Origin of the sequence: Marinilactibacillus piezotolerans, from assembly GCF_900114235.1 — a bacterium.
In the GTDB taxonomy this organism is placed as follows: Bacteria; Bacillota; Bacilli; order Lactobacillales; family Carnobacteriaceae_A; genus Marinilactibacillus; species Marinilactibacillus piezotolerans.
In genome coordinates this window covers 1-15,738 of record NZ_FOSJ01000051.1, presented here as the reverse complement: position 1 = coordinate 15,738, position 15,738 = coordinate 1, and the positions used below count along the sequence as shown (strand labels likewise).

The 15,738-nt window shown below is 35.2% G+C and carries 13 protein-coding genes; 4 read left to right on the top strand and 9 right to left on the bottom strand.

What is annotated here, in order from left to right:
* Window positions 1-329 precede the first annotated feature (329 nt).
* Window positions 330-1,232 (top strand): cation diffusion facilitator family transporter, encoded by a 903-nt coding sequence (locus BM212_RS10160; RefSeq protein ID WP_091898398.1) that lies wholly within the window; start codon window positions 330-332, stop codon window positions 1,230-1,232.
* A 55-nt stretch (window positions 1,233-1,287) separates the two neighbouring features.
* Here BM212_RS10160 and BM212_RS10155 read toward each other — a convergent pair whose 3' ends face one another.
* The 6 genes from BM212_RS10155 to BM212_RS10130 all read right to left on the bottom strand — a co-directional run bounded on the left by BM212_RS10155 (window position 1,288) and on the right by BM212_RS10130 (window position 8,597).
* Window positions 1,288-2,844, bottom strand: coding sequence for a bifunctional metallophosphatase/5'-nucleotidase (locus BM212_RS10155; RefSeq protein WP_091898396.1), 1,557 nt, complete (start codon window positions 2,842-2,844; stop codon window positions 1,288-1,290).
* A gap of 56 nt (window positions 2,845-2,900) precedes the next feature.
* The gene (locus BM212_RS10150; protein ID WP_091898394.1) at window positions 2,901-4,220 is read right to left on the bottom strand and encodes an MBL fold metallo-hydrolase; all 1,320 of its coding nucleotides are present in this window, start codon (window positions 4,218-4,220) and stop codon (window positions 2,901-2,903) included.
* A 67-nt stretch (window positions 4,221-4,287) separates the two neighbouring features.
* Window positions 4,288-5,628, bottom strand: coding sequence for an ABC transporter substrate-binding protein (locus BM212_RS10145; RefSeq protein WP_091898392.1), 1,341 nt, complete (start codon window positions 5,626-5,628; stop codon window positions 4,288-4,290).
* A gap of 109 nt (window positions 5,629-5,737) precedes the next feature.
* Window positions 5,738-6,499: a carbohydrate ABC transporter permease gene (locus BM212_RS10140; protein ID WP_072696041.1), complete on the bottom strand. Its 762-nt coding sequence runs from the start codon at window positions 6,497-6,499 to the stop codon at window positions 5,738-5,740.
* A gap of 161 nt (window positions 6,500-6,660) precedes the next feature.
* Window positions 6,661-7,551, bottom strand: a complete 891-nt coding sequence (locus BM212_RS10135) for a carbohydrate ABC transporter permease (RefSeq protein WP_091898390.1) — start codon at window positions 7,549-7,551, stop codon at window positions 6,661-6,663.
* Window positions 7,548-8,597 (bottom strand): ABC transporter ATP-binding protein, encoded by a 1,050-nt coding sequence (locus BM212_RS10130; protein ID WP_091898388.1) that lies wholly within the window; start codon window positions 8,595-8,597, stop codon window positions 7,548-7,550. The genes BM212_RS10135 and BM212_RS10130 overlap by 4 nt, the downstream gene beginning before the upstream one ends.
* Before the next feature lie 606 nt (window positions 8,598-9,203).
* Here BM212_RS10130 and BM212_RS10120 point away from each other — a divergent pair.
* Complete coding sequence (locus tag BM212_RS10120; RefSeq protein WP_091898384.1) at window positions 9,204-10,385, top strand: amidohydrolase; 1,182 nt, start codon at window positions 9,204-9,206, stop codon at window positions 10,383-10,385.
* A gap of 93 nt (window positions 10,386-10,478) precedes the next feature.
* Here BM212_RS10120 and BM212_RS10115 read toward each other — a convergent pair whose 3' ends face one another.
* The 3 genes from BM212_RS10115 to uvsE all read right to left on the bottom strand — a co-directional run bounded on the left by BM212_RS10115 (window position 10,479) and on the right by uvsE (window position 13,631).
* Window positions 10,479-11,405: a 2-dehydropantoate 2-reductase gene (locus BM212_RS10115; RefSeq protein WP_091898382.1), complete on the bottom strand. Its 927-nt coding sequence runs from the start codon at window positions 11,403-11,405 to the stop codon at window positions 10,479-10,481.
* A gap of 206 nt (window positions 11,406-11,611) precedes the next feature.
* Window positions 11,612-12,340, bottom strand: a complete 729-nt coding sequence (locus tag BM212_RS10110) for a tryptophan-rich sensory protein (RefSeq protein WP_091898380.1) — start codon at window positions 12,338-12,340, stop codon at window positions 11,612-11,614.
* A gap of 31 nt (window positions 12,341-12,371) precedes the next feature.
* A complete protein-coding gene (gene uvsE / locus BM212_RS10105) occupies window positions 12,372-13,631 on the bottom strand; it encodes a UV DNA damage repair endonuclease UvsE (protein ID WP_091898378.1) in 1,260 nt (419 codons plus the stop codon).
* A gap of 441 nt (window positions 13,632-14,072) precedes the next feature.
* Between uvsE and BM212_RS10100 the strand changes: the two genes are divergently transcribed.
* Both BM212_RS10100 and BM212_RS12475 read left to right on the top strand, forming a co-directional pair.
* The gene (locus BM212_RS10100; protein WP_091898376.1) at window positions 14,073-15,077 is read left to right on the top strand and encodes an EAL domain-containing protein; all 1,005 of its coding nucleotides are present in this window, start codon (window positions 14,073-14,075) and stop codon (window positions 15,075-15,077) included.
* A 92-nt stretch (window positions 15,078-15,169) separates the two neighbouring features.
* Complete coding sequence (locus tag BM212_RS12475) at window positions 15,170-15,316, top strand: lmo0937 family membrane protein (protein WP_143744940.1); 147 nt, start codon at window positions 15,170-15,172, stop codon at window positions 15,314-15,316.
* Window positions 15,317-15,738 lie beyond the last annotated feature (422 nt).

Sequence of the window (15,738 nt, the reverse complement as noted above, 5' to 3'; positions counted from 1 at the left end):
GCGACCAAAGTCGTTTTCAATTAAGTGATATCGCGAGTCATCTAAATCTTCCACAACTTGATGAATAGAGTAGACGATATGATTTTCTGGTAAGTAACAGTTCATTTCTAATGGCAAGGTTGTTTGGTTCATGGTATATTGAGTATACATAAGGAGCACCCTTTCTATGATGTTTTTGTGGTGATTATATTATACCAAAGCCGTGCTCCTTTTGCTTACATAAACAAATAAGATCCACTGAAATCTCAAGTAGATTTTCAGCGGATCTTATTTGTTTGTTAAGACTTTTGTCCCAGCCTCTTGACTTAGGAAATAAATGAGGGTTATATATGGAAAATCGCTATGAACGAATTCAATCTGCAGAACGAGGTGCAAGAATCAGCATCGTTGTGTACGTTCTATTGGCACTTATGAAATTAATTGTTGGATATGGATTTAATTCTACTTCATTAAGTGCAGATGGATTAAATAATTTAACAGATGTTATCTCTTCTGTAACCATATTGATTGGGTTGCGAGCTGCAAGAAAACCTGCCGATTCCAATCATCCATACGGACACTGGAAAGCCGAGCCGATAGCAAGTTTGATTACTTCGTTCGCTATGCTGTTTGTCGGGTTTCAAGTTTTACAGTCCACTATTAATCGATTAATATCTGGAGATGTTGTCCCTCCTAACCGTTTAGCAGCGATTGCAGCGATAATTGGGGCTATCGTCATGCTATGTGTTTATCGCTACAATTTAAATTTATCAAAACGAGTTCAATCTAATGGACTTGCAGCTGTTGCAAAAGACAATCTTGCTGATGCCTTGACCAGTTTAGCAACTGCCATAGCGATATTTGCATCTGCTCTTGGATGGGGTTGGATTGATGGTGTGATGGCCGTAATCGTTTCACTAATCATACTAAAAACCGGAGTAGAAGTATTCAGAGAAAGCACTTTTTCATTATCAGATGGATTTCATGAAACTGAGCTGGAGGAATATCATGCCGCAGTAGTTGAACTACCACAAGTCAGAGAAATCGCTTCGCTGAAAGCTAGAATGTATGGAACAAATATTTATGCTGATATTACTATATTAGTAGATTCCGAGATGACTGTGCAAGAAGGGCATGATATAACTGAAAAGATTGAAGAATTACTTTATGAGAATTTTGATGTCATGCATACCGATGTTCATGTAGAACCTTATCACCTTAAAAAAAACATATTTAAAAAGCTGAGCAACTAGAAATACTGTACTTCTAGTTACTCAGCTTTTTATTGATTCATTTATACTTTACAGTTTATTTCACTACTTTAAAATTATGATTAACAGTTGCTTTTACTGTTCCAAATTCTTTAAAGTAATTTCCAATCAATTCGTTCATTGGAATCGTTACTTCACGTATGATTTTAGAAGCATCAAACATCGTGTAATCTCCTCCACCAACCGCTCGGTATTGGTTAATAACCACTTCTAAGATATCATCAGATTGAACAGGCTTACCTTTATAATTAAATTCAATTACTCGCTCACCAAATGGTTTAGATACATTTATTGTATACTCTACTCCTTCATACATATCATAATTATACATTTGTGGTTTTGGTTCAATGAAATCTGGATTGACATCAATTTCTCCCTGATCATTTAACACAAAATATTCTGCAGATTGTTCAATGGCTGCTTTCAGTTCTGCACCCGTTACTTTAAGAACAGCTAATGTATTCGGAAAAATATAATTAGTTACTACATCCCGCATTGTAACCTGAGGATTGAACCCGCTGCTTTCATTATTGAATAAAGCCGTTCCGGAAATATCACAGTCTGTGTAATACATCTGTACTTTTTGAATGAATTCAATATAAGGATGTTCAATGATTCTCGCTTGTTCAACATTCTTAATCGTCATATCTCCAGTTACTTTACCAATCGGTTGATCTAACCAGTCTTCAACTTCCTGATTCAATTTTTCGTATTTATCAGCAAGGTTAAATTCCACGGGAGTTTTCTCAGATATCTGAATTAATTCCGGCTGTGCAGCTTTTATTATCCAGTTTTTGTTCTCCTGTTGAAGGTCCAACGTAACTTTTCCTAAATAAGATCCTTTATGACCAGGCATAACTGTGGGTATTCCGTTTTTCATCTGAGCGAGCTCTCTATGCTGATGGCCAGTAAGCAGAACATCTATCCCCTCTACTTCAGTCAGTAGTTTGTATCCTTCATTTTCTCCTGTCTGGATCTCTGTTTCTTCTCCAGTATCAATATCTTTCTCAAATCCGCCATGATAACTTACGATTACCACATCTGCTAATTCTTTGAGTTTTGGAACGTATACTTTTGCAGTTTCTAAAGCAGATTGGAAAAATAATCCAGCATAATTTCCCGGATGTTCCCAATGAGGAATGTATTGTGTTGTTAATCCTAGAATGGCTATATTGACTCCTTCTTTTTCAAGAAGAATATAAGGCTCACCGAATGCTGGTTTACCTTGTTCATTCAAAACGTTTGCAGAAAGAACAGGATATCTTGCTGAATTTACTGCAGAATTCAAATAATCTAATCCATAGTTAAATTCATGATTCCCAATAACGCCTGCATCATAAGGTAAGTCATTTAATGCGTCAATCAAAGAATTTGCTTGGCCTTTTTCTTTCAACACAAAAAAACTTAAAGGAGATCCTTGGATGAAGTCGCCATTTTCGATTAAAATTGTCGGTCCCTTTATAGATTCCATTTCTTTTTTCAATGCATAAGCTAATTTAAATAGCCCGAATCCTAAGTTTAGACCTCGTTCTTGATAGTTCGTCGGAAAAAGGTATCCGTGAACATCGCTTGTTTCAAAAATAGTTAATTTCATTATCAGTATCCCCAATCTATGTAAAGACAAGCTAGAATCAGCTTGTCCTGTAAAATTTATACTTCATAGTCTTTATTATATTCTGGAATAAATGATCCTAAATCATTTGCTTTAATAGATTCATAAAATATTTCTGGGTTTAAAGTATGCCAAGGAATAGTATAGTCTGCATCTACTAACTTGGCTACTTTCAACAAGCTTTCCTGAGTTGCATGACCACTAGCTCCTAAAGAGATAAATTCAATATGCTGTTGCTCTAAATAATTTTTTAGCTCAGCATATCTAAAATCATACTCTCCTAAAGGCTCTCCATTGCTGTGCAAGTATACCCCTTGAGTAAATTCATTTAGATACTGAATATTCTTGAAACTATTCTGTAAGACAAATGCTCCAGGATCTTGTTTTAGCTGGTCAAGTGAAATTGTTTTTTCAACAAATTCTGGCAGGTTTTTCATATCGATCGTTTCTTCTAATACTGTCCAAGTCATTTCTGGATAAAAAGCATGCAGCATTTGTGCATAGTTTGCTTCCCACACCATGATTCTATTCTGATGTTTAACAACTTTGTCTACATCAAACATTCTATTAACATTACGGATATAAGGATTAAAGAAAAACAGTTTTTCCATATTCACCTTAATCAAGTCTGCTAATTCATCCAATAATGTGATTTCAGTCAACTGTTTTCGTTCTGCAAACTGACTTTCTTTTTTTTCATGATCTTCATTAAAGCTGAATGATGTCCCTTCAGTAAGAAAGACATCTGTCTCCCATTCTCTAGCTTCATGGGCCCATTTCCACACTTTCTCAGGATATTTGCCTGATAATCTAAAATCTCCTGAATGAATAATCTTAAGTGTTGGTGTTTCAATAAAGAATGCACTACATCCAACAGAATCATGATCACTAGGTTTGGGAGAGACTACTATATCCCTTATTGTGATCGATTCTGTATAGTCAAATAGTATCAATTGGCAATCAACAGCTTTATCTTCATTTATCGCTACCAGTTCATTATATAATTTATATGCTTCTTCTGAAAGATAAACTTTTACATTTTCTGAAAGATAACGAAGTCCGCCCATGTGATCCAGATGAAGATGAGAAATAAAAATTACCGTTTCCAATTCTGGTAATTGAGCTGAAAATGTTTTATCCAACTCTTTGAATGATTCAATTGGATATAATTCTTTGATTGCCGGCAGATTACCTGTCTGTATCAAATACTCAATTTCTGATAAACCTTCTGTATCTTCTGGGAGTTGTCCGGCAACAGATAAGCCAAAGTCACATAGGACTCTGGCTTTTTCTGTGCGAATTTCGACAATGTTTCCTCCAATGGTTTTTAAACCACTCCAAAAACGGTATGTTGTCATATATGAAATCCTCTCTATTATTCTTGCCTAATAGTATAGACAAGAATTGTTTACTGCTAATTAAGTCTTATTTATTAGATTCTATAATAGATTCTGTTTCAGTCTGTAAATTTTCCAAGACTGTCTGCGGTTCAGCATCGTTAACAGATACTTCTTCCATTGCACCTGTAAAAGCATTTCTGAATTCTCCGTATCCAGCAAAAACTGGACTAGATATTCCGTACTCTAACATTTGAGTCGGTGCTTCGTAACGAGGATTTTCTTCTAGGAAAGTCATATATTCTGGATCTTCCAAGGCAGATTTAACGATTGGCACATACCCAGTTGCCATTGCCCATTGCGAAGTATTTTCCGGTTGTAATAAGAAGTTGATATATTCAACGAATCCTGCTTGCTCTTCTTCAGAAGCTGAAGAGAATAATCCTAAATCATTACCTGCAAATAAAGTCAATTCATTATCATTGAATGTTGGTACGGGTGCAGTACCCCAGTCTAATGCGTTTTCTTCTGCAACTGGTTCAACATGCGCTAATCCTGCTGAAGATCCAATATACATAGCTGATTCACCGCGGCCGAATGGTCCTGAGAAGTACCCATCTTCTCCAGCCGTACGAGCATACCCTTCTTCAAACATCATACTTAAGAATTCAAGAGCTTCAACACTTTCTTCAGAATCAATATCTGTTTCAAGTGTATCTCCATTAATAAATTCAGCTCCGTTTTGACGTGCCATTGTTTCATATTCCATTTCAAAGCCGTTTTCAAGCCCCATTGCTACACGGTCATCTCCGGCTTCTACCATCATTTCTCCTAAAGATTGGATATCTTCCCAAGAAGTAGGCACTTCAACACCATATTCATCCAGGATTCCCTGATTAAAGAACGTCAAACGAGTTGATTTAGAAAACGGCATTGCATATCTTTCTCCAGCAAATTCTGAGCTTCCCTGGAAACCTTCATATATATCTGTCAATGTTTCTTCAGGAAATCCATTACTTGTTAAAAAGTCATCTGTTAGTGGGATTAACAATTCGTTCATCGCTAATTCAGGCACATCTGTTGTTGTCAGCTGAGACATTGTCGGTAATTCATTAGAAACGCCAGCTGCGGTAATCGCTTGGCTCAATTCTTCATATCCGCCTTGGTTTTGTTCTACTACTTCGTATTCATCTTGAGACTCATTGAATTCTGCCGTCAATTCCGTAATTGCTTCTTGGTGAGGGCCGTTCATTGCATGCCAGAATGTGATTTCAACTGGTCCTGAACTTGTAGTTTCTTCAGATGATGTATCAGTTGTCTCTCCACTTGCACTGTCATCAGTTGTTTCACTGTCTCCACAAGCTGCCAATAATAAAGATCCCGCTAGTATTCCTGTACTTAACTTCAACCATTTCATTCTGCTTTGCATGTTTAATCAAAACTCCCTTTTTTATGTTTTGGTTTTTACATTTTAAACCCTTTTATCATTTACCTATTGATTACTCTAGTTTTTCGCTTCACGGTAATCAATAAGTTCTCTAACCTTTCAAACCGCTCTTTGCCACACCCATAATGATATAGCGCTGCAAGAATAGATAGATAATAATCATTGGCGCAATTACGATTGTAGAAGCTGCCATTAGTAATTCATACTGGGTTCCTGCTTCTGTCGTAAATGCTTGTAATCCTACTGGCAGTGGACGTAATAGCCGTTCATTTGTTACAATCAGCGGCCACATAAAAGAATTCCAGCTGCCTATGATTTTAAGTATTGCTACGGCTACAATCGCTGACTTAGAAAGTGGAACCATAATCATCCATAAAAATTTAAAATCACTCGTTCCATCCACTTTTGCAGCATAATATAGCTCATTAGGTACTGACTCAAAATTTTGTTTCAGCATGAATACGGAAAAGACACTTGCTAGATAGGGAAGAATCATAGCTGAATACGTATTGATCAGATTTAATTTTGAGATCGTCAGATAATTTGGAATAATCAGCAATTCTCCAGGCACCATCATCGTTGCGATTAGAATCGTAAACAATAGATTTTTTCCATAAAACTTCATCTTTGCAAAGGCAAATGCGGCTAGGATCGTAGTTAGTAATTCTCCTAAAGTAGATATAGAAGTAATCAGTACACTATTCAGAAAGTATCTGCCAAAAGGGGCTACTTCGAACGCTCTTGCAAAGTTCTCTATACGAAAGATCTGAGGGATCCAGACCGGCGGCATTGCGACTGCTTCGGCCGGAGATTTCAGTGCTGTTGAAATCATCCATAAAAATGGGATCAACATAGTAAATGAGCCAATGGTTAAAAGGATGTAGACGGCGATTTTTGAAGCAGGATTGCTATCTTTTACAGTTTCTGTTTCACTTTTTTTACGTGCTTTGAATAGCTTAGTCATCAGCGGGGTTTCTTTGTGATTGACTTCTTCCATTTTCAATCTCTCCCTTCTTAGTAATGAACAAATTTCTTGTTGAACGCCATTTGAACCAGCGTAAAGACTAGAATAATCAAGAATAGAACAATCCCAGCTGCAGCAGCAATTCCATACTGGCTTTCCTGATAAAATTTCTGGAAAATATAATAAACGACTGTCATTGCTGAACCAGCCGGACCAGGTCTACTCTGGAATAAAGCAAAGACTTCATCGAAAACCTTAAAACTATTAATAACACCCATTACAGAGACTAAAAACATGGTTGGACCCAACAACGGTAACGTAATATTTGTAAATCTCTGCCATCCTTTTGCACCATCAATCTTAGCTGCAGAGTAATAGTTGCCATCTATATTATTTAACCCGACCAAGAATAAGATGATATTAAATCCTAGTCCCTTCCAGATGGCCATAATGATCAGTGCCAGCATAGAGTTACTAGGATCAGTCAGAAATTCGATAGGGCTAAATCCTAACAGTCCCAATGCATAATTCAGTAGTCCAAATCGGCTATGATAAATCCAACCCCATACGATCGAGATAGCTACTGTACTGGTTACGAATGGCAGAAAATAGATCGATCTGAAAAATCCCGACAATACTTGTACTCGATTTAAAAGAATCGCAATACCAAGTGAAATGGCAATAGAAGCTGGTACGACACCCAAAACGAATATGAATGTATTTCTAATCGCCAGTATAAATTCCGGATCTTTAAAAATATCAATAAAATTATTAATACCATAACTACTGACCTCTCCTGTGAAAATGTTATAGTCAGCGTAAAAGCTCATCAAAAACGAGCGTACAATTGGATATAAATTAAATGTCCCGACAATCAACATCATCGGAGCAATGTAGAGTAAGGATTTAAGTGAACTCTTTAAAGTCGGCTTCTGTATCATTTCACAGCCTCCAGTTCAATGACCTTTCCATTAAAATTGAACAGATGAATTTCTTCTATGTCTGCAGTAATATGGATCATCGTTCCTTCTTCTGGAATAACACCTAGATTTGTTGCAACTAAGGAGTGTCCATTCACTTCTATATAAACCGTTGTATCTTTACCGACTCGGGATACATGATTGACGATTCCACTAAGTAAAGCTTCTGACTCAATCGTCGTTACTTTGATATTTTCAGCTCGAATTCCGATAGACTGTACTTCTGGTTTCATAATTTCAGATAAGCGAAGCCGATTTAACAATTCTGGATGGTCTGCCACTTTAATAGTATTGATTACAGGCGTACCCAGGAACTGAGCTACAAATCGATTTTTCGGTTTATGATATAGCGTAATCGGATCACTGTTCTGTTGAATCGCCCCTTCATTCAGTACCATCACTTCATCAGATATGCTTAGTGCTTCTTCTTGATCATGTGTAACAAATACCGTTGTTACGCCTGTTTCTTGTTGAATACGTCTGATTTCTTCTCTCATCTCTATACGTAGCCTTGCATCAAGGTTTGAGAGAGGTTCATCCATCAACAAAATGGAAGGTTCTTTAGCCAACGCTCGAGCAATCGCCACACGTTGTTGTTGCCCACCAGAAAGTTGTTTGGGCTTTTTATCTACTTGTTCTTCGATTTGAACAAGTCTCGCTAGTTCTAATGCCCGTTCTTTTCTTTTATTTTTTGGCATTTTTTCCATTTTCAGCGGAAACATGATATTTTCCAAAATAGTCAAATGTGGATACAATGCATAATTCTGAAAAACCATCCCTACTTTACGTTTAACTGCATCTTGTTTCGTTACCTCTTTATCTCCAAAATAGATCTGTCCATTAGAAGGATAGGTTAATCCTGAAATCAGCATAAGTGTTGTCGATTTTCCGCAACCACTTGGACCTAATATAGAAACCAGTTTCCCCTCAGGAATCGTGAAGTTGATTTTCTCTAGTACTTCTTTGTCTCCATAAGACATCGTGACATCTTTGAATTGAACTTGCACAGTATTCACTCCTTTAATATTGAACCAATCTGCTTAATAGGCAGTAGTAAAGCGTATCATTTTTATCTTCTTGCAGTCTATCATACCTATGTTAACAGCCTGTAAATAGAACGTATCTATAATGTCAACATTAAATCCTTATGTAAAACAAACGAAAATAACGTAAATTATCCAAACGTACATTGATTAAATCTAAGAAAGATTTCTTAGATTTAAAGAACTATCAAAAAAACGATGGAGTTTATATTGAGTCCGTAGAAATAAAAGTTGTTTACTATAATCATAAACGAGTAAAAACCACTTCTAATGTATCCTTATTTAGATTAGATAAAATCTGGAGCTGCAGAAACTAGAGGAGAGCTGTTCGGGTACACACAGCTTCGATGTCTGATAAGAAATATCCAGCCAAGTATATGTTTTCACCACAAAACGTAAACAAACTTCAATTTCAAGTAAGGATGAGTAGTTCACAATTTTGTATTTATCTTTTCTATTCACTATTGAATTCCAAGATAAAGACATTACTAAATATTTTGATAAACTTGCTTTTGGGATACTTTTATAAGACAATACAGGGTAAGTTTATAAGTATAAGGGGAGAAAAGAATGAATCATTCTATTAAAAATAAAATCAGTACAATAGAAAAAGAAATGATTGCGTTTAGAAGAGAGCTACATATGCATCCCGAAATCGCCTTTGAAGAAATAGAAACAACAAATCGTATAGCTGCGGAATTGAATAAATTGGCTATCCCATATAAAAAAATGCAACCAACAGGTATTCTAGCTGAAATAAAGGGTGAGCGTCCGGGAAAGACTATTCTGTTGAGAGCTGACATGGATGCTTTACCTGTAACTGAATTAAACAAAGAACTGTCGTATCAGTCAATGATTGCAGGTAAGATGCATGCATGTGGCCATGATGCGCATACTGCTATGCTTTTAAGTGCTGCTGCTGCTTTACTAGAAGTGAAAGAGAGTATTCAAGGAACTGTTCGCCTCTTATTCCAACCTGCTGAAGAAATCGCTGAAGGTGCACGTAAGATGATTGAACAAGGTGTAACCATGGATGTGGACAATGTCTTTGGAATTCATATCTGGTCAGAATTAGAATCCGGAAAAGTTTCTTGTCCCCCTGGTCCCTCGTTTGCGGCAGCAGATATGCTGACTGTTCGTTTCAAAGGAAAAGGTGGACACGCTGCAATGCCACATCAAACAGTAGATGCTGCAATTATGGCTTCTCAATTTGTATCAACTCTTCAAACAATCGTTTCAAGAGAAATCGATCCTTTACATCCTGCAGTTGTAACTATTGGAAAAATGGAAGTTGGCAGCCGGTTTAACGTAATCGCAGAGAATGCCTTACTAGAAGGAACAATTCGTACCTTCGATAATAAAACTAGAAACAAAATCGAAGAATCAATAAATAATTATGCAATTCACTTGGCAAAACTATATGGCGGAACAGTTGAAGTGGAATATGATAGAAAAACAGAACCTGTTGTCAATGAATCTAAGTCTGCTCAGTTAGTTCAAGCAGTCGCTGCTAAAGCATTTGGTAAAGATGTTCTAAGAGCAGAACCGCCAACAATGGGCGCTGAAGATTTTGGTTATTACATGGCAGAAGCAACCGGTGCATTTGCTTTAGTTGGTGCTGGTAATGCTGAAAAAGATACACTTTGGGCACACCATCACGGTCGTTTCAATGTAGATGAAGATGCTTTAATAATTGGTGCTGAATTATATGCTCAATACGCTCTTGCATATTTATCTCAATCAGAATTTTAAATACAAAAAAGCGTAGAGCAAGCTCTACGCTTTTATACATATTAATTAATATTACTAGTATTAATTTTCAAAAAAGTATAACAGTAATTGTTTTTATTTTACTTTTAATAATTGTTCTTTTGCATGAATAAATTTGGTGATTAGTTCATTAGTCGGTGCTTCAATTCCATACTCTACAGCTAATCGAGCGACAGCACCATTTATATAGTCGATTTCAGTCAAACGATGGTGTTGCACTAGATCCTGGTGCATTGAAGGATAATGATGACCCAATTCTTTAGCGCTTTTCACTATATACTCTACAGTATCATTAAAATCCAGCTGCACATCTTGTTTTGCAGCTACGTCAACAAATTCTTTAACGATTTTTTCTGTAATAGATATTGCCTGGTCTGTTTCGAACATTTCTCCTAACGTAGCATCCAATAAAGAGCAAGTTGCATTTAGTGCTCCATTCACACATGCTTTTCTCCAAATTGAGAATTTAACATTTTCACTATAAACCCCGTTCAACCCAGCTTCTTCAAGTACTTTAACAATCTCTTTGGCTTTTTCTTCTCCACCTGGAACAAAGTTTTGGATTTCAGTAGATCCCGTTCCTTCTAAGTCTATTTTCCCTGGACCAATTAATCCAGCTGTCCAGATCGTTACACCGATTAAAATGTTTTCTAATGAAACATATTTTTTCATTACCGTTTCATGACCAATTCCATTTAATAGACAGACCACCTGTGTGTCTTCTTTGATGATTGGTTGGATATCTTCCAGCATTTCCCCTAAAAACATTGCTTTTGTAAACATGAAAATTACATCAACTTTTCCTTTAACTTCATTAGGGCGATAAATTGGAATTTTTACTACTTTCTCTGTTCCATTATAGTTTACAGTTAATCCATTCTGACGGATCTCTTGAATGTGTGCATCCCATTTATCAATTAAAATTACATCGTTTCCTGCTTGATGCAACATAAATCCAAAACGACTACCCATTGCTCCGCTTCCAGCAATTGCAAATTTCATATTTCTCCACTCCTATTGTTTTCCTTAAAATCTCCTTATCTATTGTACCATATCTTAAGACACTATTAGAGATAGCTTAAGAATGTTAAGTTATTTCAGTTAACAACTTATCAATTACACTTATAAATTTTAAAATAACTTATTTTACTATAAGAGAAGATTCCTATTAAGAAACCTTCTCTTCTGAGTGACTTTATTTACCTTTGCTAAGCAACTGATCTTTTCATTGACCGATATGCAGCATATCCAGAAACCGCCAATTGTAAAAAAATTCCAATGCCGGCAATTATTATAATAACTGCATTACTGTTTTCAATAGCTATTCCGGTAAATGACCACACAAAAACTAATGGATAAAGCCAGTCAAGGTACTTAATAGAAATATAAATACATAATCCCGTTGCAACTACTAACATAATGTTTGTCCAGGATATTTCATTTAGTCCTAATATCTGTTTCGTCCCCATAGAAACTGCCAAAGTAAATATATTCACGATTGTTGCTACAGTTACCCATCCAAAATATAGAGAAAATGGAAACCGGTCAAAGAAATTGTAGCGTATTGCCGAGATGCTTCTATAAATCATGATGAGCGTAAATAAAAGTCCCGCAATTATTAACGTTGATAGAAAAATCATATCTGCCGTAAAAGTCAGGATCCAAGCTGCATTCAAAATAAAATTTAATATCAGCCATACTTTTATTTTCTCATACACAGTTCTTTCTATTGTTTTGATAAAAAATAAACGTATGATCCAAAGAAATATACTTAAATAAATAACTCCCCAAATCGAAAATGCATATCCTGCTGGTTGAATCAGTGATTGCTGACTATCAGCCGTTGAACCGACATCTGTAGCAGACCAATAATTCAGAAAAAGCATAATTCCATAAACAATTAAATAAACTATTCCAAACTTCTTAGCTTTGGTCATGTTTATCAACTCCCTTTACAATATTTGATTCTTAAAATTCAAAATATAGTGACTCTAATACATAATGCTGATCATATTTTTCCATCATTTGCTTTAAAAAGTTTTTCAGTCTTTTAAGTTCGCTTTCTTCCTTGGCAACAGCCTCCGACAAACGTTTAAACTTTGTTTTTTCTTTCTCCTTTGCTTCTTTTTTAACGTATCCCCACACATGGCTAGCTGCATTCAAGGCAGAATTATTCGAAGGAATTTGATCGATTGCTGCTTCAATTAATCTATAAAACTGGATAACTGGGTAAGCATTTTTATCTTTCAGCAATAAACGAATACTTTGATAAATCTTTTGAGAGCGCTCCAGTACAACATATTTATAACGACTCCACTCTTCTTCCAGCTCTTTAATTGTTCCATTCTCATTAGTAGATAGAATACACTTGACTGCAGATAGATTTTTATCTTTTACCTCAAGCATAATATCAATATTCAGATTTTTTACCTCATTGTAGTATTCCATGAATTCGTCAATACGGATTGTTTTAGAATGAGATCCTGTCCTATTATTAAATTGTTGCTGTGAATAATGCGTTTTTTGCCTACCATCTTTTTCTTCCCAAGTAGACTTAACTTTATTAATCCAGTAAGTGTCACTTTTATCTGGATCACTAGTATAAATAGCACTATGCAAATTGTCATATACTACGGGGGCTCCAGTCCTCTCACTAATCGAAAGCACCTCTTCAATGGAATAGGAACGATCATCATTTTCAATAACTAGACGATTTTTGACTCGTTCATTCAGTCCATGATACGTTTGAACAAATCGATTCACAGCTGCTTTTTTATCCCCATAAACTCCGCCAACATGCAGAATCAGTTTGCTGGCTTCATCCACACCTAAACTATCTAAAAATAAAGTATGGTAATTTAGATCAGCTATTGCTCTTGAAACCACTCCTTCATCAGGAGAATTAATAACTGTATACTGTCCTGGATGCATAGAAACTCTTATACCATGCTTTTTAATCAATCGACCTAGTTCTTCAAATTGATTTGAAAACTCTTTAGACCAATTAAGCGTGTTTACTTCCTTATCTGAGGCAAATGGAATAATATCAGAACTAATCCTAAACAACTTAATATTGTGTTCTGCATTGAATTCTATAATATTCTTTAAAGCTGTCAAATTGTGGTCAATCAAAGTCCTGAGATGCTCTTCTGTTGCATTACGCTTTCTACATGTCTTCTGCTGTGTATTTTCAACACCTATGGTTATACACGGATATCCAATACTCAAATAATTGTACTCTCCTTTTGATTTTTAGAAAAGAATAATAAAAAGTGCAGCCGTACCGTACCCTTAACAATTAGGAAGATTGTCCTTTCTAAAACTGATATTGTACTATTAGCCTACCATATTTATTTAATATATTGATTCTACTTTGCTTATTTCTATACAATAATTAGAAAAACCAGCAAAGTTTTCTGGGTCAAGCATACGAATAAGAATCAGTATCGATCTCTTCAGTTTATTTTTTTGGAATCACCTTATTCAACTTCCATAATAAAATTTTTGGATGATTCAGTAAAAATAGATTTATTTAATTACTAATAAATATTTTTGTCTTTATTATATCAATTTACATAGAATTAATGCTACTTTCGTCTCTTCTCTATTTTATTAACTAATCATATGATATGATTTATCTAATAATACATACAACTTCGGAGGAAAAAAATGATTTGTAAAAATTGTTCGTCTTTTGGTCAACGTATAACTTTTAAACTTACTGAGTCATTACTCTCAATCATATCTAATCATTTTACTCGTTTTGGACATGAATTCACCGTAACTGATTTATATCTTGAAACCAATGAATCAGGTGCAATTGATTTATTTAACTTTTTGAATGAGATGGATTTAACTAATGACATTTACTTTAAAATCAATCAACTAGAATGGAATTCTATGGATCAATTCGATTCATACATAGAAGCTGCCTGGATTGACTCTATTTTGAATGAACAGCATCTGAATATGCATTTCCAACCTATTATTACTGGAGACGGAAACATATTCGGATACGAACTACTTGCACGTTTTCATGATGATGCAGGAGAAACAATATACCCAAACGTGATTTTTCCTGCAGCAAAAATACGCGGTCGGACTTTTGCATTAGATAGAATCTGTAGAATTCATGCAGTAAAACAAATTGAACGTATTGAAAGTCACCAGAAAGCTTTTATAAATTTCATTCCTACAGCAATTTATTCGCCTGAACACTGTCTAAGAACCACTACACTAATAGCAAATCGTTTGAATATTGATCCTAAAAGAATTGTGTTTGAAGTTGTTGAAACTGAAAAAATCGAAGATCTAAATCATCTAAAAACTATTCTGCACTATTATCAAGACAATGGATTTCAATATGCATTGGATGACGTAGGATCTGGATATAATACTTTAGACGTTTTAGAAGAATTAAAACCGCCTTATATGAAACTGGATATGGAATATGCTCAAGGAATTTCAACAAATACTGAGAAACAAGATGTTGCGCTTGCCTTCCTAAAAAAAGCAAAGAATCTAAATTCAATAGCTCTAGCAGAAGGTATTGAAACAATTGAAGACTTTAACTGGTTAAAAAAGCAAGGATACAAACTTTTTCAAGGCTATCTATTTGGCAAACCAAGGCCAGAACCATTAGAAAAAAACTCATTGGATATTCCACTTTTATAGCTGATAATAATTACTTCTAATTCGTATCATTTTTTTATTAGCTCTTTATTGCTATAATTAATTCAAGACATCATAACAAAGGAGTGTTAAGAATGCTGTGGACTTTAATTGGATTGTTACTATTATTTTGGGTCTTAGGATTTGTATTTGAAATAGCTGGTGGACTTGTACACATTTTATTAGTTATCGCATTGATTGTTTTTATCTATAATATGATTACTGGACGTAAAAAAAGGTAGTAATAGATTCTCTGCTATAATAAATAATTGGATAGCTGCAAAAAAACACAATCAAGTCCTTTTTCAATAGGACATGGTTGTGTTCTTTATTTGGCTCTGTGTCAAACATACTAAGATTAGTAGTGTAATATCCACGACGGTGGATATGCACTACTATTTTTTTATATAGTAGAGGTGAAGATGAGGCCGTCAACGTTAGAAGACCATGAGTCTGCATGTCAAACTGGCCCCTTCACTATCCTTGATTGAATCAGTTTGAAGTATGTTGGTCCTTTGAGATCGTCTATAGGAAAGTGGAATCGTTAAGGCATAGTGGAGTACTTCAATTTAATATAGAAAGGAGCGAAAATAAATGAGAGTCATGGCTTTAGATGTAAGTAAAGGAAAAAGTTATGTTGTTATTTATGAAGAAGAATTGTGTG

Coding starts and splice junctions, on each gene's coding strand:
- BM212_RS10160 (WP_091898398.1), top strand. CDS start 330: ATGGAAAATCGCTATGAACGAATTCAATCTGCAGAACGAGGTGCAAGA.
- BM212_RS10155 (WP_091898396.1), bottom strand. CDS start 2,844: ATGAAATTAACTATTTTTGAAACAAGCGATGTTCACGGATACCTTTTT.
- BM212_RS10150 (WP_091898394.1), bottom strand. CDS start 4,220: ATGACAACATACCGTTTTTGGAGTGGTTTAAAAACCATTGGAGGAAAC.
- BM212_RS10145 (WP_091898392.1), bottom strand. CDS start 5,628: ATGCAAAGCAGAATGAAATGGTTGAAGTTAAGTACAGGAATACTAGCG.
- BM212_RS10140 (WP_072696041.1), bottom strand. CDS start 6,499: ATGTTGATCCCATTTTTATGGATGATTTCAACAGCACTGAAATCTCCG.
- BM212_RS10135 (WP_091898390.1), bottom strand. CDS start 7,551: ATGATACAGAAGCCGACTTTAAAGAGTTCACTTAAATCCTTACTCTAC.
- BM212_RS10120 (WP_091898384.1), top strand. CDS start 9,204: ATGAATCATTCTATTAAAAATAAAATCAGTACAATAGAAAAAGAAATG.
- BM212_RS10115 (WP_091898382.1), bottom strand. CDS start 11,405: ATGAAATTTGCAATTGCTGGAAGCGGAGCAATGGGTAGTCGTTTTGGA.
- BM212_RS10110 (WP_091898380.1), bottom strand. CDS start 12,340: ATGACCAAAGCTAAGAAGTTTGGAATAGTTTATTTAATTGTTTATGGA.
- BM212_RS10100 (WP_091898376.1), top strand. CDS start 14,073: ATGATTTGTAAAAATTGTTCGTCTTTTGGTCAACGTATAACTTTTAAA.
- BM212_RS12475 (WP_143744940.1), top strand. CDS start 15,170: ATGCTGTGGACTTTAATTGGATTGTTACTATTATTTTGGGTCTTAGGA.